The 21,744-nt window shown below is 73.5% G+C and carries 26 protein-coding genes; 10 read left to right on the plus strand and 16 right to left on the minus strand.

The window, feature by feature from the left end; translation table 11 throughout:
- Window positions 1-7: 7 nt before the first annotated feature.
- From AC0I8G_RS17330 to AC0I8G_RS17365, 8 genes are all read right to left on the minus strand, one after another.
- Complete coding sequence (locus AC0I8G_RS17330) at window positions 8-403, minus strand: rhodanese-like domain-containing protein (RefSeq protein WP_471731044.1); 396 nt, start codon at window positions 401-403, stop codon at window positions 8-10.
- Complete coding sequence (locus tag AC0I8G_RS17335; RefSeq protein ID WP_471731045.1) at window positions 400-1,818, minus strand: alpha/beta fold hydrolase; 1,419 nt, start codon at window positions 1,816-1,818, stop codon at window positions 400-402. The genes AC0I8G_RS17330 and AC0I8G_RS17335 overlap by 4 nt, the downstream gene beginning before the upstream one ends.
- Window positions 1,815-2,204 (minus strand): OsmC family protein, encoded by a 390-nt coding sequence (locus tag AC0I8G_RS17340; RefSeq protein ID WP_471731046.1) that lies wholly within the window; start codon window positions 2,202-2,204, stop codon window positions 1,815-1,817. Before AC0I8G_RS17340 ends, AC0I8G_RS17335 begins: the two co-directional genes overlap by 4 nt.
- Window positions 2,205-2,229: 25 nt before the next feature.
- The gene (locus tag AC0I8G_RS17345) at window positions 2,230-3,063 is read right to left on the minus strand and encodes a hypothetical protein (RefSeq protein WP_471731047.1); all 834 of its coding nucleotides are present in this window, start codon (window positions 3,061-3,063) and stop codon (window positions 2,230-2,232) included.
- 66 nt (window positions 3,064-3,129) lie between these two features.
- The gene (locus AC0I8G_RS17350; RefSeq protein WP_328291794.1) at window positions 3,130-3,552 is read right to left on the minus strand and encodes an ATP-binding protein; all 423 of its coding nucleotides are present in this window, start codon (window positions 3,550-3,552) and stop codon (window positions 3,130-3,132) included.
- Between the two features lie 95 nt (window positions 3,553-3,647).
- Window positions 3,648-4,928: an HRDC domain-containing protein gene (locus tag AC0I8G_RS17355; RefSeq protein ID WP_471731048.1), complete on the minus strand. Its 1,281-nt coding sequence runs from the start codon at window positions 4,926-4,928 to the stop codon at window positions 3,648-3,650.
- Between the two features lie 149 nt (window positions 4,929-5,077).
- The gene (locus AC0I8G_RS17360; protein ID WP_328291792.1) at window positions 5,078-5,680 is read right to left on the minus strand and encodes a response regulator transcription factor; all 603 of its coding nucleotides are present in this window, start codon (window positions 5,678-5,680) and stop codon (window positions 5,078-5,080) included.
- 110 nt (window positions 5,681-5,790) lie between these two features.
- A complete protein-coding gene (locus AC0I8G_RS17365) occupies window positions 5,791-6,375 on the minus strand; it encodes a DUF3000 domain-containing protein (protein WP_380262375.1) in 585 nt (194 codons plus the stop codon).
- A 64-nt stretch (window positions 6,376-6,439) separates the two neighbouring features.
- On the opposite strand from AC0I8G_RS17365, the gene hemE reads away from it, so the two are divergent.
- Genes hemE through hemQ form a run of 3 tightly spaced genes read left to right on the plus strand, consistent with a single transcriptional unit; the run spans window position 6,440 to window position 9,584 of the window.
- A complete protein-coding gene (gene hemE, locus AC0I8G_RS17370) occupies window positions 6,440-7,492 on the plus strand; it encodes a uroporphyrinogen decarboxylase (RefSeq protein WP_471731049.1) in 1,053 nt (350 codons plus the stop codon).
- Window positions 7,480-8,862, plus strand: coding sequence for a protoporphyrinogen oxidase (gene hemG / locus AC0I8G_RS17375; RefSeq protein WP_471731050.1), 1,383 nt, complete (start codon window positions 7,480-7,482; stop codon window positions 8,860-8,862). Before hemE ends, hemG begins: the two co-directional genes overlap by 13 nt.
- A 14-nt stretch (window positions 8,863-8,876) precedes the next feature.
- Window positions 8,877-9,584, plus strand: coding sequence for a hydrogen peroxide-dependent heme synthase (gene hemQ / locus AC0I8G_RS17380; protein ID WP_471731051.1), 708 nt, complete (start codon window positions 8,877-8,879; stop codon window positions 9,582-9,584).
- 20 nt (window positions 9,585-9,604) lie between these two features.
- Here the strand turns inward: hemQ and AC0I8G_RS17385 are convergent, their stop codons facing one another.
- Genes AC0I8G_RS17385 through AC0I8G_RS17395 form a run of 3 tightly spaced genes read right to left on the minus strand, consistent with a single transcriptional unit; the run spans window position 9,605 to window position 10,893 of the window.
- Window positions 9,605-9,895 (minus strand): hypothetical protein, encoded by a 291-nt coding sequence (locus AC0I8G_RS17385; RefSeq protein ID WP_471731052.1) that lies wholly within the window; start codon window positions 9,893-9,895, stop codon window positions 9,605-9,607.
- 14 nt (window positions 9,896-9,909) lie between these two features.
- Window positions 9,910-10,347: a peptide-methionine (R)-S-oxide reductase MsrB gene (msrB, locus tag AC0I8G_RS17390; protein WP_328291786.1), complete on the minus strand. Its 438-nt coding sequence runs from the start codon at window positions 10,345-10,347 to the stop codon at window positions 9,910-9,912.
- 36 nt (window positions 10,348-10,383) lie between these two features.
- Window positions 10,384-10,893 (minus strand): hypothetical protein, encoded by a 510-nt coding sequence (locus AC0I8G_RS17395; RefSeq protein WP_471731053.1) that lies wholly within the window; start codon window positions 10,891-10,893, stop codon window positions 10,384-10,386.
- A gap of 82 nt (window positions 10,894-10,975) precedes the next feature.
- Between AC0I8G_RS17395 and AC0I8G_RS17400 the strand changes: the two genes are divergently transcribed.
- Genes AC0I8G_RS17400 through AC0I8G_RS17425 form a run of 6 tightly spaced genes read left to right on the plus strand, consistent with a single transcriptional unit; the run spans window position 10,976 to window position 15,453 of the window.
- On the plus strand, window positions 10,976-11,293 hold the full coding sequence (locus AC0I8G_RS17400) for a DoxX family protein (protein WP_471731106.1): 318 nt from the start codon (window positions 10,976-10,978) through the stop codon (window positions 11,291-11,293).
- The gene (locus AC0I8G_RS17405; protein ID WP_471731054.1) at window positions 11,290-12,453 is read left to right on the plus strand and encodes an alpha/beta hydrolase family protein; all 1,164 of its coding nucleotides are present in this window, start codon (window positions 11,290-11,292) and stop codon (window positions 12,451-12,453) included. Before AC0I8G_RS17400 ends, AC0I8G_RS17405 begins: the two co-directional genes overlap by 4 nt.
- Window positions 12,450-13,427 carry a zinc-dependent alcohol dehydrogenase gene (locus tag AC0I8G_RS17410; protein ID WP_471731055.1) on the plus strand — a complete coding sequence of 326 codons (978 nt, stop codon included), beginning with the start codon at window positions 12,450-12,452 and terminating at the stop codon, window positions 13,425-13,427. The genes AC0I8G_RS17405 and AC0I8G_RS17410 overlap by 4 nt, the downstream gene beginning before the upstream one ends.
- 13 nt (window positions 13,428-13,440) lie before the next feature.
- Window positions 13,441-13,815 (plus strand): 6-pyruvoyl trahydropterin synthase family protein, encoded by a 375-nt coding sequence (locus tag AC0I8G_RS17415; RefSeq protein WP_471731056.1) that lies wholly within the window; start codon window positions 13,441-13,443, stop codon window positions 13,813-13,815.
- 7 nt (window positions 13,816-13,822) lie between these two features.
- Window positions 13,823-14,713 carry a glycosyltransferase family 4 protein gene (locus tag AC0I8G_RS17420; protein ID WP_471731057.1) on the plus strand — a complete coding sequence of 297 codons (891 nt, stop codon included), beginning with the start codon at window positions 13,823-13,825 and terminating at the stop codon, window positions 14,711-14,713.
- Window positions 14,710-15,453: a class I SAM-dependent methyltransferase gene (locus AC0I8G_RS17425; protein WP_471731058.1), complete on the plus strand. Its 744-nt coding sequence runs from the start codon at window positions 14,710-14,712 to the stop codon at window positions 15,451-15,453. The genes AC0I8G_RS17420 and AC0I8G_RS17425 overlap by 4 nt, the downstream gene beginning before the upstream one ends.
- 84 nt (window positions 15,454-15,537) lie before the next feature.
- Here the strand turns inward: AC0I8G_RS17425 and AC0I8G_RS17430 are convergent, their stop codons facing one another.
- Window positions 15,538-16,971 (minus strand): HNH endonuclease signature motif containing protein, encoded by a 1,434-nt coding sequence (locus AC0I8G_RS17430; protein WP_471731059.1) that lies wholly within the window; start codon window positions 16,969-16,971, stop codon window positions 15,538-15,540.
- Window positions 16,972-17,220: 249 nt separating this feature from the next.
- Here AC0I8G_RS17430 and AC0I8G_RS17435 point away from each other — a divergent pair, with 249 nt between their 5' ends.
- Window positions 17,221-17,619 carry a hypothetical protein gene (locus AC0I8G_RS17435; RefSeq protein ID WP_471731060.1) on the plus strand — a complete coding sequence of 133 codons (399 nt, stop codon included), beginning with the start codon at window positions 17,221-17,223 and terminating at the stop codon, window positions 17,617-17,619.
- On the opposite strand, the gene AC0I8G_RS17440 is transcribed toward AC0I8G_RS17435, so the two are convergent.
- The 4 genes from AC0I8G_RS17440 to AC0I8G_RS17455 are packed head-to-tail and all read right to left on the minus strand — an operon-like array spanning window position 17,603 to window position 21,715.
- Window positions 17,603-18,520, minus strand: coding sequence for a beta/alpha barrel domain-containing protein (locus AC0I8G_RS17440; protein WP_471731061.1), 918 nt, complete (start codon window positions 18,518-18,520; stop codon window positions 17,603-17,605). The genes AC0I8G_RS17435 and AC0I8G_RS17440 overlap by 17 nt on opposite strands.
- Window positions 18,517-19,761: a CaiB/BaiF CoA transferase family protein gene (locus AC0I8G_RS17445; RefSeq protein WP_471731062.1), complete on the minus strand. Its 1,245-nt coding sequence runs from the start codon at window positions 19,759-19,761 to the stop codon at window positions 18,517-18,519. The genes AC0I8G_RS17440 and AC0I8G_RS17445 overlap by 4 nt, the downstream gene beginning before the upstream one ends.
- 36 nt (window positions 19,762-19,797) lie before the next feature.
- The gene (locus AC0I8G_RS17450; protein WP_471731063.1) at window positions 19,798-20,853 is read right to left on the minus strand and encodes a permease; all 1,056 of its coding nucleotides are present in this window, start codon (window positions 20,851-20,853) and stop codon (window positions 19,798-19,800) included.
- 19 nt (window positions 20,854-20,872) lie between these two features.
- Complete coding sequence (locus tag AC0I8G_RS17455) at window positions 20,873-21,715, minus strand: aldo/keto reductase (RefSeq protein WP_380161766.1); 843 nt, start codon at window positions 21,713-21,715, stop codon at window positions 20,873-20,875.
- Window positions 21,716-21,744: the final 29 nt, after the last annotated feature.

The following is a 21,744-nucleotide window of genomic DNA, read 5'->3' on the forward strand; positions in this document are numbered from 1 at the left end:
CGCGACCCTACGTCACCTCTCGGACCGGTCCCCGGTGCACCGGGAACCCGGCGGCGAGCCACGCCTGCACCCCGCCCTCGAGGTCGGTGGCCCGGTGCAGACCGACCGCCCGCAGCGACGCCGCGGCCAGGCTGGAGCTGTAACCGTGGCGGCAGACGACGACCACCCGCAGGTCCGGTCCGGTCGCCTCCGGGATCCGGAAGGGGCAGGTCGGATCGAGTCGCCACTCCAGCACCGTCCGGTCGATGACCAGCGCGCCCGGGAACTCGCCCTGCTCGACCCGGTGGGCCGGGGTGCGGGTGTCGACGACCAGGGCCCCCTCTCGCTGCTCGGCGCACAACTGCTCCGGGGTCAGCCGGTCGAGTCCGACGCGCGCGGCGGCCAGCACCTCCTCGATGCTCACAACAACCCCGTCAGACCCGCTGCAGCACGGTCGAACTCGTCGGCCACCCCCTCCGCCACGAGTTCCACGGCCGGACCCCACCCGTCGAGGGCGGCCTGGCGCAGGCCGGCGGCGTGGTCTTGGGCGCGAACCCTTACCGCGTCCAGGACCTCCTCCTCGCTGCCCCTCCACCCGTAGGCGGCGAGCAGGGACCGCAACCGCCGCCACCGCTGCTCCGGGGTGCGACCGTCCTGCCCCATCAGCGGGACCCAGCGCAGGGCGACGAAGGCCAGGTCGCGCAACGGGACCGAGGGGGCCACCAGGTCCCAGTCGACGAACCCGACCAGACGGTCACCGTCGACGACGGCGTTGTAGGGCGCGAGGTCCTGGTGACCGAGGATCCGACCGCCCTCGCTCCAGAACTGCTCCGAGGCGTCGTGGAACTCCCGCAGCCAGTGCCCCACGTCGGTGAGCAGCGCGTCACCGAAGACCCAGTCCGGCCAGGGTTCCTGGGTACCGATGGTGTTGCCTCGCAAGTACTCCCAGACCTCCCGGCCCGCTTCGTCGATCCCCAGCGGACGCGGGACGCGGTGGAACCCCTGCGCGTGCAGGTCGCCGAGCAGGGCCTGCACGGTCGCGGTCTGCGTCCCCGCCGCCTTCCGGACGGTGCGCCCGATCCGGACCGCCCCGAGGTTGCGCCCGCCCGGGAGGTCCTCCGGTTCCTCCGGCGCCAGGAAGCTCCGCACCACCTGCGCGAAGCCCGCGGGGTCGTCGCGCCAGGGGAAGTGCCTGGCCCGGGGGAGTTCCACGAAACGGGCCCGCGGGAACAGCCCGGCGAACTCCCGCAGGACCGGCGGGGGAGCGCCGACGTCGAACTCCCCGGCCAGTACCAGCACCTCCCCGGCGAAACCTGCGAGAGCGGCGCGGGTGGCCATCGGGTCGAACGCCCCCGGGGCCGTGAACTCCGCCGCCAGCACCGGGTCGGGTTCCTCCGCAGGATCGGAACCGGTGAACCGCCCCACGGCGTCCCAGTCGTCCGGCTCAGCGTGGCCCGCGCCGACCCGCTGCAGCGCAGCGAAGCTCTGCTCGAACCAGGGTTCGTCGCGGCTGAGTTCCGCCGTCCGCGACCGGGTCTTCGCCGACACGGGCAGCCCGACGGCGGCCACGCTCGGGGTGACCAGCACCAACCGGGCGACCCGGTGGGCGAAGCGTTCCAGGTAGCGGACGGCGAGGTTCGCGCCCGCCGAGTGCGTCACCAGGTCGACCACGGGGATCCCGTGCGCCTCCCGCAACTCCTCCAGGGCGTCGACGAGCTGGTCGCAGCGCCGTGCCGGTGCGAACCGCAGGTCGGCCACCAGGACGCGTTCGCCGGGGAGTTCGAAGGGGAGGTAGGCCGGGTCCAGCAGGGGACCCCCGGGCACCAGCAGGACGCTCACGCGTCGACCACCTCGACCGGGAACCCGCTGCGGACCGCGGCGAGCACCGTCGAGTCCGCGACGGCGGCGCGGACGAGTTCCGCGACCGCGCCACCACCCTCGAACCGGACCCGCGCCCCCACCACGCGACCCTCCACGACGTCGACGTCGGCGAGCACCCGCACCGCGTCCAGGTGCGGGTCCTCCGGGTCGGCCGCGGCGTAGCGCAGGTCGTTGGCCAGGCACCCCGCGATCGCCAAGGCGAGCAGCTGCCCGCCGTTGAACCCGAGTCCCGCCCCGCCGGCAGCCCCGTCGGGGCGGTCCACGACGACGCAGTGGCCGCCGCTGCTCCCCACCGCCGTGGCGGTTCCGGACACCGGGCGGACGACAGCGCTGATCGTGGCCATGCCCGCAGCATCGCGCACGGACCCCTCAGTCGGCGAGGACCCGCTCCACGAGCCGCGGGCTGCTGGGCGCGAGCGCCACCTCGTCCAGCGTCACCAGCACCGGCCGGCGGAAGCCCCGGTCCGCGGCGTCGGTGGCCATCCAGGCGGCACCGACGTAGGCGGGGTCGATGCGGGCGAGGTCGAACCAGCCGCGGGTCCGGTCGGGGACCGCGACGGCGCGCAGCAGGTTCCCGACGGCCCGGTCCGGGCCGGCGACGAGGTGCTCACGCAGGGTCCTCGACGCCAGCAGGGTCGGGACGTCGCAGCCGGCGACGGGGCGGAGGAGTCCGTCGGTGGCGCCGAGTCCCCGGCTGCCGGCGTCGCGGACCAGTCGTCGCGCGACGAGGGCGCCGATGTCCTCGAGGCGGGCCAGGTCGACGTCGCTGAGCCGGGAGGACCGGCCGGTGGCGCGGGCGGAGGCGACGGGGACCGGCAGCGTCCGTTCCCGCACCCGGCCGCCGCTCTCGCTGCGGACCACGACGCCGAGGCCGAGGTCGAGCGCGCCCCCGAGCTGGGGGGTGTGCGTCCAGCCGTAGGCGGGGTGGCGGTCGGCCCCGACGGGGATCGCCAGCGGAACGGTCCAGACCTCACCGCGGTGCAGTTCCAGGTGGGCGTGCAGCAGGTCGGCCACCCGCAACCGGGCGACCTCCTCACCGGCGCCGGCGGCCGTGCGGGCCAGGTCCGACCACTGCAACGGCGAGCAGCCGGGCATCCGGACACCCTCGTCGTCGAGGTCGACGTCGAGGTCACCGAGCACGCTGGCGGCGAGCACGCAGCGTCGTAGGAGGGCCCTGATGGGGCGCGGCTGATCGGTGCTCACGTGGCAGACGGTAGGCGAAACCACGCCTGCGCCCGACTCGGCGTCCCCCGAACGGGCGCAGACGGCTCAACCGGTGGCGAGGTGGAACCAGACGGTCTTGCCGCCGGACCGCTCCTGGGGGCTCGGCCAGTCGCCGGAGGCCTCGTCGGTCTCGCTGCCGTCGCTGCCGTAGACGCCCCAGGTGGTGGCGAGGGCGTCGACGAGGGCGATGCCGCGACCTTCCGTGGCTCCCGGCGACTGCTCGCGCAACGTCGGGACGCGTTCCTCGTGGTCGGAGATGCCGACGAGGATGCCCTCCTCGTCGTGGGTCAACGACAGGACGACCGGGCCCCGGCCGTGCGAGAAGGCGTTGTGGACCAGTTCGCTGGTCAGCAGTTCGGCGATCCAGCGCCGCGCCGCGGGCAGGTGCTCGTCGGGGCAGTGGTCACAGACCCAGTGCCGGGCCATCGCCGCTGCGGAGAGCTGCTCGTCCAGGGTGAGGCGTTCCACGTCCACCTCCGTCGCCGTTGGCGCACCACCTCGTCGTGACGCGGTGTCGACGATGACGCACGAACGGCCGCTCGGCAAGAGGAGCGGTGTCGAGCTCAACCAGCGTCGGGGACGGGTTCCGCGTCCGGTTCGGGGACGCGGGCCTGCGCCATGGCCTCCGCGACGGGTCCCGACACCAGGTCGAGCTGCCAGGCGCGGGCACCGCGCGCGGCCAGTGCCGCCCGGACACCGTCGGCGTCCAGCGGCTGCGGGGGAGTCCACGCCACCCGGCGCAGGGCGTCGGGCTGCAGGACGTTCTCGACCGGGAGGGCGTGCTCCTCGGCTAGCGCGGTCACGACGGCCCGGGCCGCGTTGAGCCGGGCCGCGGCGAGCGGGTCCTTCGCCGCCCACGCCCGCGGCGGCGGCGGGCCGTCACTGCGGGGAGCGTGCGCGGGGAGCTCCGACTCCGGCAGGGCCAGCCCCTCGGCGACGGCGTCGGCCCACAACTGCAGCTTCGTCTTCGCCGCACGGCCGGTGAACCCCGACGTCGAGGCGAGGGCCTGCGCGGTGCGGGGGGTGGCGCGGGCGGCGGCGACGATCGCGGAGTCGGGCAGCAACCGGCCCGGGGAGGTGTCGCGTCGGCGGGCCTCGGCGTCGCGAGCCGACCACAGCGCCTGCACGACGGCGAGCTGCCGCCGTGAACGCACGGCGTGCAGACCGGAGACGCGCCGCCACGGCTCCGCCGGGGCGACGGGCGTCGGGGCGTTGGCGACGGCGGCGAACTCTTCCAGGGCCCAGTCCAACTTCCCCTGCGCGGCAAGGCGTTCGGCGAGGACATCGCGGACCTGGACGAGCACCTCGACGTCGAGGGCGGCGTAGGTCAGCCACGGGACGGGCAGCGGGCGGGTCGACCAGTCGACCGCGGAGTGCTCCTTGGCCAGTCGCAGGCCGAGCAGTTCCTCGACGACCGCGCCCAGACCCACGCGGGGCAGACCCGCGATGCGGGAACCGAGTTCGGTGTCGAACAGGCGGGTGGGGCGCATGCCGAGTTCGGCCAGGCAGGGCAGGTCCTGGTTCGCGGCGTGCAGCACCCACTCCACGTCCGCGAGGACCTCGCCCAGGGCGGACAGGTCCGGCAGGGCGTCGGGGTCGATGAGGGCGGTGCCGGAACCCTCACGGCGCAGTTGGACCAGGAACGCCCGCTGCCCGTAGCGGTAGCCGGAGGCGCGTTCGGCGTCGACGGCGACCGGGCCGGTACCGGCCGCGAACGCGGCGACGGTCTGCGCGAGCGCGGCCTCGTCGGTCACGACGGGCGGCAGGCCGTCGGCGGGGACCGACAGCATCGGGAGCTCGGGCCCGGCCTGTTCAGGCTCCTCTTTCGTCGGCGTCTCGGTCACGGCACCACCGTACGTGACCGCTCAGCTGAGCCGTCGCACGATCAGGGGTGCGGCGACCGGCCGTGTCGAGGAGGGGGAGAACGCCGAACGCCGCCCACCGGAGGCGGGCGGCGCGACGAGGAGAGGTGCTCAGCACCGCTCCAGCAGCATCACTGGATGACGCCGGCCCGCAGGGTGATCGCGACCATCTCGGCGCGGTCGCCCGTGCCGAGCTTGCGGGCGATGCGGGCCAGGTGGCTCTTCACCGTCAGCGCGGACAGGCCGAGCAGGGCGCCGGTGTCCTTGTTGGACCGGCCGTCGGCGACGTGCTGGAGCACCTCGACCTCACGCTCGGAGAGACTGTCGACGCCGTTCTCCCCGGTGCGTCCCTCGAAGCCCACCCCTTCGGGGCGGGTCGTCACGAGGTAGCAGCGGACGCCGGCGGCGACCGCACCGCGGACCGCGAACGGGTCGGCGTTGCTGGAGAGCACGACGCAGCGGTTCCACCCGGCGGCGCGCAGCTCGGAGACGAGCTGGGCGCCGGAGCCGTCGGGCAGTCCCGCGTCGGCGATGAACAGGGCGCGCGGGCCGGTGCGGGCCATCGCGCGGGCCTGGGCGACGCTGGTGGCGTGCTCGACGTTCACGGCGCCGAGCATCCGCAGCGTGCGGGTCACGGACTCGCGGACGGCGGGATCCGCCACAGCGACCAGAGCCGCGAAGCGGCCGAGCCGGGAAGGTACAGCCATCCCGGGGCGTTCGACGAGTGCCGTCACCGTCGTCCTCCTGCAGGCGATCGGCGCCCGCCCACTGCGGAACGCCTCCATCATTCGAGAAGGTGATCGGCCCGTCCGGGGGGTTCCTTGAACACTTGGTGACGCGTGTCTCAGTGCGTGCGGCCACCGAGGGACACGACGCCCTCGGGGAGCGGCGGCAGACCCGCCACCGTGCACACCAGGACCTCCCACGCGTGCAGGTGCGCCGCGATGTCCGTCGGGTCCGTCGGCGTCCACGACGCCCGCAGTTCCACGTCCACGGACGCGGGACGTTCGGCCAGAGCGCCGTAGCCCTCCGAGAGCACCCGCGTCACCGTGCCGCCCACGCTGGTGGCCTGGGCACCGGCCGACGCCAGACCGTCCTCCAGCCAGGACCACCCGACCTGCCCCAGCATCGGGTCCTCGCCGAGCTCCGACTCCAGGTCCGCGCGGACGTAGGTCACGACGCGGAAGTCGCCGTCCCACTCCGCCGGCCGGGTCGGGTCGTGCAACAGGATGAAACGTCCGGTCGCGAGTTCGTCACCGTCCAGGACGACGTCACCGGCCACGGCCAGGGCGAAGGGGGCGATGCGCGCCGGGGCGGGGACCTCCGTCAGCACCAGCTCGGAGCGCAGGCGGACGGCGCGCACCGCGGCCACCGCGGCCTCGAAGGCCGGCGGAGCACCGGGCGCTCCCGGGGTCCGGTGCGCACTCACGGCACGGAGCCTAGGCACCCCCGACCCCGCGGGGGCGTCAGCCACGCCGTGGGACCATCAGCGCGTGCCGCTCGAGAACTCGCCCTACCTCCACGCCGCCCGCGGGGGCACCACCCCGCACCGCACGCCCGTCTGGTTCATGCGCCAGGCCGGCCGCTCGCTGCCGGAGTACCGCGAGGCCCGCGCCGGGACGACGATGCTGGAGTCCTGCCGCATCCCCGAACTCGTCGCCGAGATCACCCTGCAGCCGGTCCGCCGCTACGACGTGGACGCCGCCGTCTTCTACTCCGACATCGTCGTGCCCCTCGAGGCCGCCGGTGTCGACGTCGAGATCGTCCCCGGCACCGGACCCGTGATCGCACAGCCCTTCCGCACCCGAGCCGACCTCGACCGGATCCCGGAACTCTCCCTCGACGCCCTGCAGCACGTCACCGACGCCGTGGGGCTGACCGTCGCCGGTCTCGGGGACACGCCCCTCGTCGGTTTCGCCGGCGCCCCGTTCACCCTCGCCAGCTACCTCGTCGAGGGCGGTCCGTCCCGGGACCTGTTGCGCACCAAGGCCTTGATGCACGCCGACCCGGAGCTGTGGCACGACCTCGCCGCCCGCCTCGCCCAGATCGCGGGGACGTTCCTGCGCGCCCAGGTCCTCGCCGGCGCCTCCGGCGTCCAGCTCTTCGACTCCTGGGTCGGAGCGCTCCCGCTGGCCGACTACGAACGGCTCGTCGCCCCGCACTCCGCGACCGCGCTGGCCGCCGTGGGCGACCTCGGGGTCCCGCGCACCCACTTCGGCACCGGCACCGGGGAACTCCTGGGCGCCATGGCCGCGATCGACGGTGGCGTCGACGTCCTCGGCATCGACTTCCGCCTCCCCCTCGACGTCGGGGCCGCCCGCGGCGCCGCCGGAGCCGGTCGTCCCGTCGCCGTCCAGGGCAACCTCGACCCGGCGCTGCTCTTCGCCCCCTGGGAGGTGCTGCGCGCCGACCTGCACCGCATCCTGGCGGAGGGCGAACGCGCCGGCGCCGGGCACATCGTCAACCTCGGCCACGGCGTCCCGCCGACCGCCGACCCGGCCGTCCTCGCCCGGGTCGTCGAGGAGGTCCACGCGTGGCGGAACTGACCCGTCCGCACGTCGTCGTCGTGGGGGCCGGGATCTCCGGTCTCACCGCGGCCTGGGAACTCAGCCGCCACGACGAGTTCACGATCGAGGTCCGCGAGGCCGCGCCCGTCGTCGGAGGCGTCCTACAGGGCAGCGAGATCGGCGGCGTCACCGTCGACGTGGGAGCCGAGTCGATGCTCGCGCGACGTCCCGAGGGCGTCGCCCTCATCCACGACGTGGGCCTGGGCGGGGAACTCGTCCACCCCGCCACCACCCGCGCGAGCCTGCGCTCGCCCGGCCACCTCGACCCGCTGCCCGCCGGCACCCTGATGGGCGTCCCCCGCTCCGCCGCCACGGTCGAGGGTTTCCTCGACCCCGCCGACGTCGAGCGGGTCCGGGCCGAACCGGGACTGCCCGCCCCGCCGCTGGAGCACGACGTCGCCGTCGCCGACTACGTCGCCGCGAGGGTCGGTCGGGCCGTCGTCGACCGCCTCGTCGAACCGCTGCTCGGTGGGGTCTACGCCGGCCACGCCTCGAAGCTGTCCCTGCAGGCCACCGTCCCCGCGCTCTGGCAGCACGCCGTCCGCGGCGGATCCCTGCTGGAGGCCATCGCCGAACCCCCGGTCGCGAACCCGGCCCCCGTCTTCGCCGGCCTGCTCGGCGGCCTCGCCACCCTCCCGCGCACCCTGGTCACGAAGCTGGCCGAGCGGGGCGTCACGATCGCCACCTCCACCCCCGTGCACCGCCTCGAACGCACCCCCGACGGCTGGCTCGTCGACGCGACCCCCGCCGACGCCGTCGTCCTCGCCGTCCCCGCGCCCGCCGCCGCCCGGTTGCTCGCGGGACCGGCCCCCGCGGCCGCCACCCTGCTGGGCGACGTCGAGACCGCGAGCATGGTCATCACGGCGCTCGCGGTCCCCGCCGTCGAACTGGCCGGGCTGACCGGGTCCGGCGTCCTCGTCCCGCCGGCCGTCGGCGCGCGGGAAGGATTGCGCGCCAAGGCCTTGACGCTGTCGGGCAACAAGTGGGGCTGGGTCGGGGACCAGAGCGACGACGTCGCCGTCCTGCGGGTCTCCTCGGGACGGGCGGGGGAGACCGAGGCCCTGGACGCCGAGGACGACGACGTCGTCCGCTGGGCGGTCGCCGACGCCTCCCGGTTGCTGGGCCGGGAACTGCACCCGCTCGACCACCACGTCGTCCGCTGGTTCGACGGGCTGCCGCAGTACGCCGTCGGCCACGTCGACCGGGTCGCGGCGGTGCGCTCGGCGCTCACGCGCGTCGGGCGCCTCGCCCTCTGCGGTTCCGTCCTGGACGGCGTCGGCGTGCCCGCCTGCATCGGTGCGGCCACCCGCGCCGCCGCCGAGGTGCGTGCGCAGCTGCAGACAGCCTGAGGGAGGATGCGGACATGACCGAGCAGCACACAGCAGCACCCAACGCCGACACGATCAACGACACCATCGCCTACACGATGTGGTCGGTCTTCGCCGTCGAGACGCCCGTCGGGGACGCCGAGCGTGCGGCCCTGACCCAGGAGGTCCAGGACCTGCTCGACGAGCTCACCGGCAAGGGCCTGGTCGTCCGTGGCCTCTACGACGTCGCGGGTCTGCGTGCCGACGCCGACCTCATGTTCTGGTGGTACGGCCCGACGGTCGAGATCGTCCAGGAGGCCTACCGCCGCCTGCGCCGCACCCGCCTGGGGCGCCACCTCGCGCCCGTCTGGTCCGTCGTGGGCCTGCACCGGCCGGCGGAGTTCAACCGCGGTCACGTGCCCGCGTTCATGTCCGGGGACCAGGCCCGCGACTACGTCTGCGTGTACCCGTTCGTGCGGTCCTACGAGTGGTACCTGCTGCCCGAGGACGAGCGTCGCAAGATGCTGCGCGACCACGGTCTCGCGGCCCGCAGCTACGAGGACGTCCGCGCGAACACCGTCTCCGCCTTCGCCCTCGGCGACTACGAGTGGATCCTCGCCTTCGAGGCCGACGAGCTGTACCGCATCGTCGACCTCATGCGCGACCTGCGCGCCACCGAGGCCCGTCGCCACGTGCGCGAGGAACTGCCGTTCTTCACCGGCCCGAAGGTCGCCCTCGGCGAACTCGTCAACGCCCTGCCCTGACGAGTCCGCCTGCGGGAGAGTCAGACCTGGCGGTAGTCCCGGTCGGAGTCGGCGTCGCCACCACTGACGGCGCCGACGTCCGGGACCTCCTGGGCCAACCGTTCGTCGAGGGTCTCCTCGTCGCGGTCACCGTCCACGATCAGTTCCGCCGTCGCGTTCGACAGGTGCTGGTCGGGCTCCCAGGTGTCGTCCTCGTCCCCGTCGAGGGTGTCGGAGGCCAGGTCGTCGGCCTGGTCGCGCTCCGTCTCCTGGTCCAACGAGGAGTCCGCCGCCTGCAGGTCGGGGTCCAGTTCCGGGATCTCGTCGCTCATGGGGTCAGCCTGCCTCAGGCCTGCGCGGGACGCAGGCTGAGGCTGATCGAGTTGATGCAGTAGCGCTGGTCGGTCGGGGTCGGGTAGCCCTCGCCCTCGAAGACGTGACCCAGGTGCGAACCGCAGTTCGCGCAGCGCACCTCGGTGCGGCGCATGCCGAGGGTGTCGTCGACGAGGAGTTCCACCGCGGTGGAGTCCTTGGGGTCGAAGAAGGACGGCCAGCCGCAGTGCGAGGCGAACTTCTCGTTGCTGGTGAACAACTCCGACCCGCAGGCGCGGCACGCGTAGACGCCCTCGGTCGTCGTGTCCTCGTACTCGCCCGTGAAGGGCCGCTCCGTGCCGGCCTGGCGCAGCACGTGGTAGGCCTGCGGGTCGAGTTCCGCGCGCCACTCAGCGTCGGACTTGGTGACGTTGTAGGTCTTGCTCGTGGTGTCGGGCGTGTGCGCAGTCATGTCCCGTTCAACCTCCCCGTGCTCGGCGGTGTTCCGTCACCCGAGTCTGGTCGTGCCCGCGTAGACGTGCAGGACCGGGACCCCGAACTCGTCGCGCGCCCTCGAGGCCCAGTCGGTGTGCAGGGTGTCCTCCACCGCGTGCGGACGGGTCACCACGACGAGCTCGCGGGCGTCGGGGCCGTTCGACAGCGCGTCCCGGACCGCGGGCAGCGGGTCGTCGTCCGTCGTGCGGCCCTCCGCGCTCAACCCCAGCTCGCGCAACGCGGCCAGCGTGGCCGCCAGCGCCGTCTCGGCGTCCGCCCGGGCCCCGTCGTGGTGGCGGCCCTCGCGGACCTCCGCGAACGCCTCCTTCAGCTCACCGAGGCTCAGGTGGTCGAGGAAGCCCGCCAGCAGGCTCCGCTGGGTGTCGGCGGGGACGAGGACGACGTGGCGCACGTCGTCCCCGGCGGCGCGGGCGTCCGCGTGCAGGTCGGCGACGTTGCGGGCGTCGACGTCACCGAACGCCTCCTCGGTCAAGACGACGACGGTCCAGGTGTTGGGGTCCACGCCGCGACCCTAGGGGACGTCGGGCAGGATCGCCGGTGTGATCAGCGCCGTCCCGTCCCGCAGGTGGGTCCCCGTCGCGACGATGTTCGGCGTCGCGGGCCTCGCCCACTTCTTCCGCGCGGCGCACTTCGACGAGATCGTCCCGCGCGCGCTGCCGGGGAGCGCCCGCACCTGGACCCTCGCCTCCGGCGTCGTCGAGCTCGGACTGGCGGCCGGGTTGGCGCTCCCGCGGACCCGCCGCGCGAGCGGCACGGCCGCTGCGGCCTTCCTGGTCGCGGTCTGGCCCGCCAACGTCACGATGGCCCTCGACGCGAGATCCCCCCGCGCCCGCGCGATCACGATCGCCCGGTTGCCCCTGCAGGTCCCCCTGATCCGGGCCGCCTGGCGGGCGGGACGGTGAAGGTCTCCCGCCTCGTCCCGCTCGCGGCGGCGCTCACCGTCACCGCGGTCGGCGCCGGGCTGACGGGCGTCGCGGTGTCCTTCGCCCGCGCCGTGGTCACCCCGCGCCGGCACAAACCCGACGACGTCGAGGTCCTGCAGGTCGGACCCCACCGGGTCGTCCTCGAGCAGACCGTCGACACCGTCGTCCCGGGTCGCTACGGCGTCTGGACCGACGGCGGCCGGGGGCACTTCCGCGTGGGGGACGTCCTCGACGTGACCGACGGCCGGGTGACGCGCGAACTGCTCGGCGTGGACCGGGGGGTCCCACGGCCCGGGTCGGCGCGCTGGAACCAGTACTACTACTCGGGCGACCCGAGCACGAGCCTCGGTCTCGCCCACGAGGACCTCGTCGTCCCCGGCGAGGTCGGGGACCTGCCGTGCTGGTTCGTCCCCACCGCCTCGCGGGGCGAGAGCGACGTCTGGGCGGTCCTCGTCCACGGCCGCGGCGCCACCCGAGAAGAGGCGTTGCGGGCCCTGCCCGTCCTGCACGAACTGGGGATCCCGTGCCTAGTCCCCAGCTACCGCAACGACGCCGACGCCCCGGCCGCGAAACCGGGCCTCTACGGCCTCGGCGACACCGAGTGGAACGACGTGGAGGCGGTGGCGCAGCACGCCCTCGACTCCGGCGCCCGGCGTCTGCTCGTCGTGGGCTGGTCGATGGGCGGGGCGATCCTGCTGCAGTTCGTCGCCCGCTCGCCGCTGGCCGAGAAGGTCTGCGCGCTCGTCCTCGACGGGCCGGTGGTCGACTGGTACGACGTCCTGGACAACCAGGCGCGGCAACGGGGGATCCCGGTCCGGTTGGGGCGCTACGGGTTGCGGCTGCTGGCGCACCCCGTGGGCCGGCGGCTCGTGGGGGTCCGGGGACCGGTCGACCTGCGCACGATGGACTGGGTGCGTCGTGCCGAGGAACTCGTGCTGCCCGTGCTGCTGCTGCACTCCGACGCCGACGACTACGTGCCCCACGGCCCCTCGGAACGCCTGGCGGCGGCGCGGCCCGACCTCATCACCTACGTCGCGAGTTCCACCGCCCGCCACACCAAGGAGTGGAACGTCGACCCCCGGCGCTGGGAGAGCGCCGTGCGGGACTTCGTCACCGCGAAGCTGGAGGAGGTCCCGTGAGCGTCGCCCGCGCGTTGTGGGTCACCGGCCCGGGCCGGGCGGAACTGCGCGACGAGCTGCTGCCCGTCCTCGGTGTCGCCGACGTCGAGGTCCGCGCAGAGTTCTCGGCCGTCAGCCGCGGGACCGAGGCCCTCGTGCTGGCCGGCGGGGTCCCCGAGAGCCAGCACGACGTCATGCGCGCCCCGTTCCAGGCCGGGGAGTTCCCCTACCCGGTGAAGTACGGCTACCTCTCGGTCGGAACCGTCGTGCACGCCGGGGCCCGTGCGCAGGACCTGGTGGGACGCGCCGTCTTCTGCCTGCACCCCCACCAGGACCGCTACGTCGTCCCGGCCTCGGCCGTCCTGCCCGTCCCCGCGGGCGTCCCGGCCGGCCGGGCCGTCCTCGCGGGGATGCTGGAGACCGCCGTGAACGGCGTGTGGGACGCGGGCGTCGGCATCGGCGACCGGGTCAGCGTCGTCGGCGCGGGCGTCCTCGGCCTGCTCGTCGCGGCGCTCGCGGCCCGGGTTCCGGGCACCGACGTCGAAGCCGTCGACGTCCGCACCGACCGCTCACGCACCGCCGACGACCTGGGTTTCCGCCTCGTCGCCCCCGACGACGCCCGCCGGGAACGCGACGTCGTCCTGCACACCAGCGGGACCGGGGCGGGCCTGACCACCGGTCTCGGCCTGCTCGGTTCGGAGGGGTTGCTGGCCGAACTCAGCTGGTACGGCGACCGCTCCGTCGAGGTCGGGCTGGGGGAGGGTTTCCACTCCCGGCGGCTGACGATCCGGGCCAGCCAGGTCGGTCGGGTGCCACCCGCCCGCGCGCCGCGCTGGACGACGCGTCGCCGGCTCGCGCTGGCCCTCGAGCTGCTGACGGACGACCGGTTCGACGTGCTGCTGGACGGCGAGACCCCGTTCGACGAGGCCGCCACCGTGTTGCCCGTCCTCGCCGCCCCCGGCGGCGACGCCCTCTGCCACCGTTTCCGCTACTGAGGAGCCCCTGACCGTGTACTCGTTGACCGTCCGCGACCGCATGATGATCGCCCACAGCTTCACCGGGGTGGTCTTCGGCCCGGCCCAGCGGTTGCACGGGGCGACGTTCGTCGTGGAGGCGACGTTCCGGCGGGCCGTCCTCGACGCCGACGGTCTCGTGGTGGACATCGGGATCGCCGCGGGGGCGCTGCGCTCGGTCCTGGCGTCGGTGGAGTACCGCAACCTCGACGACGTCGAGGAGTTCGCGGGGAGGAACACGACGACGGAGTTCCTCTGCGCCTGGGTCGCCGACCGGCTCGCGGACCAGCTCGGGACCGGTCTGGACAGCATCGAGGTCCTGCTGCGCGAGTCCGACGTCGCGTGGGGTTCCTACGAGCGAACCCTCTGATGTCGTCGTGAGGTTCCTGCTCGCGCCCGACCTCTCGGCGCCGACCGGCGGGAACCGCTACGACCGGGAACTCTTCGACCGCGCCACCCTGTCCCACGAGGTCGTCGGGGACCTGCACGCCTCCCTGGCCGGTCTCCCCGACGGGTCCACGGCGCTGCTGGACGGACTGACCGCCACGGAGCACCCCGACGTCCTCGCCGCCCACCGGGGCCGGTTGCGGCTCGTCCTGCTCGTGCACCTGCTGCGGGCCGACGACGCCCCGGCGGGTTCCCTCCTGGACGAGGAGGTCCGCTCGTTGCGCCTGGTCGACGCCGTCGTGGTGACCAGCCGCAGTTCCCACGCCCGGGTCCTGGAGGTCGCCGGAGTGGACGCGGTCGTCGCCGAACCGGGAACCTCGCCCGCACCGGTGTCCGCGGCCCTCGGCGCGCACCGGCTCCTCTGCGTCGGGACCGTGGGCGAGCGCAAGGGTCAGCGGGTGGTCGCCGAGGCCGTCGCGGCCCTCGGCCCACCCTGGTCGCTGCGCTGCGCCGGAACCGTGGCCGAGGGTTTCTCCCTCCCCGGGACGACCCTGCTCGGCCCCCTGCACGGCGACGCCCTGCAGGCGGAGTGGGACCGGGCCGACCTGCACGTCCTGCTCTCGAGCGCGGAACCCTACGGGATGGCCGTCGCCGAAGGTCTGCGGCGCGGGGTGCCGTCGCTGGTCGCGGACGCCGGAGAACTCCCCGCACTCGTGGGGGACGCCGGGCTCGTCGTACCCCGGCGGCCCGCGGTCGTCGCGGAGACCCTGCAGCAGTGGGCTTCCGACGCGTCGCTGCGGTACCGGCTGCGTTCAGCGGCGCGAACCCGCTCGCTCCCGAGCTGGGACGAGACCGCACGGATCGTGGGAGGTGTCCTGTGAACGACCTGGAGAACTTCGACCCGGACTGGCTGGCCCTGCGGGAACCTCTCGACCACGCGACCCGGTCCGCCCGCCTGGAGGAACTGCTCGTCCCGGCGCTCACCGGCCGCCCGGCCCTGCGCATCGTCGACCTCGGTGCGGGGTCGGGCTCCACCCTGCGCCACCTCGCTCCGCGGCTGGCGGAACTCGGGGTGGAGGCCGAACAGCACTGGCTCCTCGTCGACCACGACGAAGAACTCCTGCAGCGGGCGCTCGTGACCCCTGTCCCCGCCGCGACGTCCGTGCGGACGGCGCGGGCGGACCTCGGCGACCCGGACGCGCTCCGGTCGGTGCTCACCGGTGCCGACCTCGTCGTGGGTTCCGCCCTGCTGGACGTGCTGCCCGCGACGGTGGCCGACACCCTCCTCGACGGGTTGTCCGCCCTCGCACCCCGCCCCGCGGTCCTGTTCGTGCTGACCGTCACCGGCGGGGCCACCACGGAACCCCCCGCCCCCGACGCCGCCGCCGGTTTCGACGCCGATCAGCGCTCGCACGGTCTCGGCCCTGACGCGGTCGAGTTCTGCGTGGCGGGTTTCGCCGCCCGAGGATGGGCCGTCGAGCGGGAACCGACCCCCTGGCGGCTGGCGGACTCGCCGCTGCTGCAGGAGTGGGCGCGGGGGTGGTTCGGTGCCGCCGGGATCGAGGCGCCGGCCGTGACCTCCGCCGTGGTGCCGCACGAGGACCTCCTCGCCCTGCCCTGAGCGATGTGAAGCCCTACCGGTAGAGCTGAGGCGCGCGTTTGCCCCCCGCAGCCTGCTGGCTGCGGGGGTGACTCGTGGTGGGGGTCAGAACGGGGGTTCGTCCGGAAGTCCGGGCCAGAGTTCTCCCGGCTTCTCGAGCCTCGCGTTGAGCCGGGCGTGGTGGGCTCGGGAGGTTTCGAAGACGTACTGGGTCTTGAAACGGTGATGACCTCGGCAGTAAGCGCGGAGGTTTCCTGTGGTGGTCTGACCTTCCGGCCAGGGGATGGCGTGGTCGAGGTCGCAGTTGACGGCGGGGACGTGGCAGCCGGGCGCGGTGCAGTACTCGTCGCGTGCGGTGATGAAGCGGCGCATGGCGTCGGTGATGGCGTAGGCCGTGGCTCCCACGTCGATGACGTCGCGGGTGCCGGGGGATTCGATGACTTTCCGCCACATCGCGCCGGTGGTGGTGGCGAGTTCGCGGGCGACGTGGGCGGGGACGGGTCCGAGGCCGTCGACGGTGGCTTCGTCGTCGTCGAGGCCGAGGAGGGTGGTGGCGTCGATGCGGACGTGGACCTGGACGGACGTGGCGGGGCGGTGGGTGCGTCCGATCACCGCGGGTGAATCAGCGGTGGCAGGTGTGGTGGGATCCGAGAGGGCGGGAACGGCGCGGTCCATGGCGTCGGTGAGCATGTCGACGATCACGTCGCGAACGCGCTGCCCGTGGCTGCGGGTGTCGAGGAGGCCGGCGCGCTTCGCAGCGTCGGCGGCCTGGTCTGCGGCGGCGTTGGTGTGGGCGACCAGTCGCAACGCGAAGGCGGTGGGGGCGATGAACCCGAGGTGGCTGTGGAGGCCGTCTTCGCAGGGGGTGTGTCCCAGTCCGCGGGGGTCGTCGTTCTTCTCCAGGACGACGGATTCGTAGCCGGGCGTCAGCTCCCTGACTTTCCGGGAGCACTTGATGCCGAGTTTCCGTCCGGTCAGGCCGGCTTGGGCGTGGTGGACGGCGTCGGTGAGGTAGTCCTGCAGGGCCGCGGTGTAGTCCTCTCCTTGGAGGAGCTTCTCGTCCTCCTCGGCGTGGACGGAGGTGACGCGTCCGTCGGGGTCGATCTCTTCGGTGAGGGTGGCGATCCGGGCGCCGAGGCGTTCGGCGTGGTCTTCGATGGTGCGGGCTTGGTAGCGGGTGACACTGCCGTCGGCGACGGCTTGCCAGAGGGTGCGGTGGTCGTGGCCTTTGCGCCAGGCGTTGTGGATGGTGGCGCGGGCGCGGTCGAAGTCCATGCCTTCGTCGCGGGAGTACTCCTCGGCGACGAGGTCGACGGCAGCCTCCCGGCGGTCGACGCCGGTTCCGGTGATGGTGACCCCGCGGTCTTCGAGCTGGTCGAGGTCGGGGTGGGGGGAGTCGTGGACCATGGTGACGGCGTCGGCGACGCCGAGGTAGAAGAGGGCGTGGGCGGCGTCGGCGAAGCGGCGGTACTTGCCGGGGAGGCCGAAGGCGACCCCGGTGGGGGCCTCCTCAGTCCGCTCCGCGAGCGCTGCCGTCATGTCCTGAGTCTACCGTGTTCGATCGGTTCGAACAAGTTCGTATTACTTGCAGTGCAATGCATGTGGGTGCACTGATGGGTGTACCGGTACGAGTTCGATGGATCGTCGGGAACGTGCGAGAACTACTCGTATCGAGCCGAAGCGATCAGGGACTTGCCAGGTTTCGCACCGGAAGTCCCCGGCCCTCGGTGCCATCGTCGTGACTGCGCCTGCGACGTCGCAGGCGCACCAGCTTCCAGGAGGACGATGATGGCGAAGCAGCGCATCGGACGCGGGCCCCTCGACGTGGTTCTCGAGGACACGACCACCTCGCACCCGCGCCTGTACGTGCGGGACGGCAGTGGACTGGTGATGGTCCTGCCGGTGCACGTCGATTCTCTGCCGGACGTGCGGGCGCACCTGAACAGCCCGGGGGCGGGGGAGGCGTGCGACGTGGAACTCGTCGACGAGTCCGGTCAGGTCGCCTCGCGGTGGGGGAGTTTTGCCTGCCCGGGCCAGGCGGCCGCGCTGGCCGTCGTCCTGCTGGGTTCCGACCGGAGCCTCGTGGACGCCCGGGTCGTCGCCCACGGCGGGGCGCGCCGGGGTACCACCGTCGAGGAGGTCCGTTGGCACCGGACGCCCTTCGTGCCCGCTACGGCCTGGGGCTGAGCGTCCACGGGAAGGCTCCGGCCGTCGACCGCGCACCCTGCGCCGCCTTCGAGGCGCCGGGTTCGCCGAGCTCGGCCAGGACCGACTCGGACAACCGCACGAGTTCCGCGAACGTCTGCGGGGTGAGCCAGTCCGGACGCAGACCGAACACCAGGTCCTCGGTGGCCGTGTTGCCGCTCGCCCCGGGCGCGAACGGACAACCGCCCAGGCCGCCCAGGGTGGCGTCGACGAAACCGGCGCCCGCTGCGACGGCCGCGTGCGCGTTCGCGACCCCCTGGCCCCAGGTGTCGTGGCCGTGGAAACCGATCCGCCGCTCCGGGGTCTCGGTGCGCACCCGGGAGATCAGCGAGCCGACCTCCGCCGGGGTCGCCTGACCCAGGGTGTCGCAGACGACGACGTCCTGGGTGCCGGCGGTCCGCGGGTCGTCGGCGATGCGGATGACCTCGTCGGGGTCGACGGGACCGTCGAACGGGCAGGTGAAGCTCGTGGCCAGGCACAACTGGATCCGCCCGGTCCCGGCGGCTGCGACCCCGTCCGGCACGGTGTCCAGGCTCTGCTCGGTGCTGCGTCCGAGGTTCGCGCGGTTGTGGGCGTCCGACACCGAGAGGCAGTACTGGAAGTTCACGACCCCGCGTTCGGCCGCGCGACGCACGTGACCCGGGGTGGCGACCCACACCCAGCACCGCCGCAACTCCTCCGGGGTCAGGGCGTCGACGACCTCGAGGGTGTCGGCCAGCGTCGGGACGAGATCGCCGCGCGCCATCGACCCGATCTCCAGGCTCGGGACCCCCAGGGCGAGCAGGGCCCGGACGATCTCGACCTTGCGCGCGGTGCTCGGTGCGCGGCCGACCAGTTGCAGGCCGTCCCGCAACGTCACGTCACGCAGTTCCACCGTGCTCACGAGAGTTCCCCCGTCGCCGCGAACTGCTGCGCACGCTCCTCGGACCACCCCAGGACGCCCGTCAGGACCTCGACCGTGTGTTCGCCGAGGTCGGGGCCGACGCTGCGCACCGGCAACGACGTCGCCCCGAGCAGCGGCACGATCCCCGGGAAGTCCACCGGCTGTGCACCCCGTCCGGCGTCCACGCTGAGTTCCTGCACCATGCCCCGGACGCGGTACTGAGGATCGGCCCGGATGTCGGCGGCCTCGTAGATGGGACCGGCCGGGACGCCGGCGACGTCGAGGACGTCGAGCACCTCCGACCGGGTGCGTGTCGAGGTCCACGCCGTGATGGCCTCGTCGAGCTCGTCCCGACGCTGCCACCGGGCCGCGTTGCTCCCCAGGTCCGTGTCGTCGGCGAGGTCGGGACGGGCGATGGCGGTCATGAACCGGGCGAAGATCGAGTCGCCGTTCCCGGCGATCACGACACTGCCGTCGAGGCACTCGTAGGCGTTCGTCGGCGCGATCCCCTCCATGCGCCCGCCGACCCGCTGCCGCGTCACCCCGTAGGCGGAGTGGTCGGGGACGAGGGACTCCATCATCGACAGGACGGCCTCGTTGAGGGCCACGTCGACGTGCTGGTCCACCGGACCGAGCGGTGGTGCGCCCGCGGCGGAGCGCCGGTCCCGTTGCAGCAGCGACATGACGACCCCGAAGGCGGCGTAGAGACCGGCGATGGAGTCCCCGATGGAGACCCCGGTGCGCGACGGCGGGCGGTCGGCCTCGCCGACCAGGGCGCGGAGTCCGCCGAACGCCTCGGCGACGGCCGCGAACCCCGGGCGGGCCGCCATCGGGCCGGTCTGCCCGAAGGCGGAGATCCTGGCCACGACGAGGTCGGGGTTCTCCGCCTGCAGGTCCGCCGCCGAGAGCCCCCACCGGTCCAGGGTCCCCGGCCGGAAGTTCTCGATCAGCGCGTCGGAGGCGTGGACCAGGGCACGGACGACGTCGCGGCCCTCAGGGGTCCTGAGGTCGACGACGATCGACTTCTTGCCGCGGTTCACCGTCCGGTAGAGCATCGACGTGTCTCCGGCGTAGAGGCGCCAGTTCCGCAGTTCGTCACCGGTGCGGGGGCGCTCGACCTTGACGACCTCGGCCCCGAAGTCGGCCAGCAACCTCCCCGCCGTGGGGGCAGCGATGTAGTTGCCGAGCTCCAGGACCCGCAGGCCCGAGAGCGGCAGGAGACGATCGTCGTCGGTCGGCACGTCTCGATCCTGCCCGATGCGCCCGCCGTCGAGCGCTCAGGTGGTGAGGGAGAGGGCCCCGGCCCCCAGGAGCCCGCCGGCGGCGACCGTCGCCGCGGTCCAGAGGACGACACGGCGACGCAGCACCCCGAGGACCATGACGGCCGAGGGGAGGCTGATCGCGGGAAGGGTGATCAGCAACGCGCCCACGACCGCGGGTCCGAGACCCGCCGCGGCCAGGCCCTGGGTGATGGGCACCTCGCCCGCGGTGGGGATGACGAGCAGGGTGCCGAGCACGACGGCGAGCAGCACGGTCAGCACCCCCCACGAGCGGGCGGACTCCCCGAGCGGGAAGAGCCAGCCGGCGAAGGTGCCGACGGCGAACACCACGAGGAGGTACTCCGGGACGAGGACGAGAGCCATCCGCGCCAGGACGGGCAGGAAGCGCCGGGGCCCACCGTCGTGCTCGGCGACAGCCTCGCCGGCCTGCGCCGCGATGCGTTCCCCGGCGAGGCGGGCCACCAGGACAGAGCCCCCAGTCACGACCAGCAGGCCGACGACCAGCCGGGTCACCACCCACTGCCAGGGCGCGACCAGGGCGAGGAACACCAGGACCGCCGGGTTCAGCAGCGGGTTGCCCAGCCAGTACGCCACCACGCCCGCGGTGGGCACCCCGCTGCGCCGCAGGGAGTTCGCCACGGGTGCGGTGCAGCACGAGCACATCATCGACGGGGTCGCCAGCAACCCCCCGACGACGGCGCTGGAGGTGTCCCGACGGCGTCGCAGCAGCGAGAGCAACCACCGCCGCGGCACGAGCGTCTGCACGCCCGCCGCGACGACGAGCCCGGCCACGAGGGCCTTCCACACGGCGAGGGCGTAGACCTCGGTGAACTCCCAGCCCGCCCGGAGGCTCGGGCCGGTGCCGGGTTCGATGCCGGCCCCGGCCAGGACGGAGGAACCGCTCCAGTCACGGGCACCGAGCAGTTCCTCCGTCCTCGCCGTGTAGGGGGACCACTTCGCCCAGAGGAGCAGGACAGCCGTCAGCCCGAGGAACGCCAGGAATCCCGGTAGGGCCACGCGCCGGAGCGCCGGCGAGGACGACTGGACGGTCATCGGGATCCCTCCCAGGGGGTCAGCTGGGGACGTAGTCCATGGTGTCGGGGTGGCCACCGGTGCGGCCGGCGTCGCCCTGGTCCAAGGCGGAGATCAGGGCGAGGTCCTCCTCGGCCAGCTCGAAGTCGAACAGCGAGAAGTTCTCCTCCATCCGCGACGGCGTCACCGACTTGGGGAAGACGATGTCGCCGCGCTCAATGTGCCAGCGCAGCACGACCTGGGCCGGGGACTTCCCGAGGCGCCGGGCGACGTCGGTGATGGTCGGGTCGTCCAGGACCTTGCCCTGGGCGATGGGCGACCACGCCTCGACCCCGATCTGGTGCTCGCCGCAGTAGCGACGGACCGCCTCGTTGCCGAAGTAGGGGTGCACCTCGATCTGGTTCACGGCCGGGACGACGGTGGTCTCCTGCGCCAGGCGCTGCAGGTGGTTGACCTGGAAGTTCGAGACGCCGATCGACTTCAGCCGGCCGTCGGCCCGGGCCTCCTCGAGCACCTTCCACGTGGAGACGAAGTCGCCGCCGTAGAGCGTGGGCAGCGGCCAGTGGATGAGGTAGAGGTCGATCGGCCCGCCGAGCTTGGCGACGGAGTCGTCGATGGCCTGGCGCGCCTCGTCGGGTTCGTGGAAGCCGTTGTTCAGCTTGCTGGTGATCCAGACCTCGTCGCGGGGCACGCCGGAGTCGAGCACGCCCTGGAGGGTCTCGGCCTCGTTGCCGTACATCTGCGCGGTGTCGAGGTGGCGGTAGCCGAGGTCGAGCGCGGTCTTCACGGCCTGCGCGGTCTCGGTCGGGTCGATCTGGAAGACGCCGAACCCGAGCTGGGGGATCTCGCGGCCGTCGTTGAGCATGATGGTGGGTACGGACATGGCGGACACGCTCGTACGACGCGTCGGGG

This window comes from Kineococcus sp. AC630, from assembly GCF_979255925.1.

What these genes read in the sequence shown, in the direction of transcription:
- AC0I8G_RS17430 (WP_471731059.1), bottom strand. Translation starts at nt 16,971, where the DNA reads ATGACGGCAGCGCTCGCGGAGCGGACTGAGGAGGCCCCCACCGGGGTC.
- AC0I8G_RS17450 (WP_471731063.1), bottom strand. Translation starts at nt 20,853, where the DNA reads ATGACCGTCCAGTCGTCCTCGCCGGCGCTCCGGCGCGTGGCCCTACCG.
- AC0I8G_RS17385 (WP_471731052.1), bottom strand. Translation starts at nt 9,895, where the DNA reads ATGAGCGACGAGATCCCGGAACTGGACCCCGACCTGCAGGCGGCGGAC.
- AC0I8G_RS17340 (WP_471731046.1), bottom strand. Translation starts at nt 2,204, where the DNA reads ATGGCCACGATCAGCGCTGTCGTCCGCCCGGTGTCCGGAACCGCCACG.
- msrB (WP_328291786.1), bottom strand. Translation starts at nt 10,347, where the DNA reads ATGACTGCGCACACGCCCGACACCACGAGCAAGACCTACAACGTCACC.
- AC0I8G_RS17455 (WP_380161766.1), bottom strand. Translation starts at nt 21,715, where the DNA reads ATGTCCGTACCCACCATCATGCTCAACGACGGCCGCGAGATCCCCCAG.
- hemQ (WP_471731051.1), top strand. Translation starts at nt 8,877, where the DNA reads ATGACCGAGCAGCACACAGCAGCACCCAACGCCGACACGATCAACGAC.
- AC0I8G_RS17400 (WP_471731106.1), top strand. Translation starts at nt 10,976, where the DNA reads ATGTTCGGCGTCGCGGGCCTCGCCCACTTCTTCCGCGCGGCGCACTTC.
- AC0I8G_RS17435 (WP_471731060.1), top strand. Translation starts at nt 17,221, where the DNA reads ATGGCGAAGCAGCGCATCGGACGCGGGCCCCTCGACGTGGTTCTCGAG.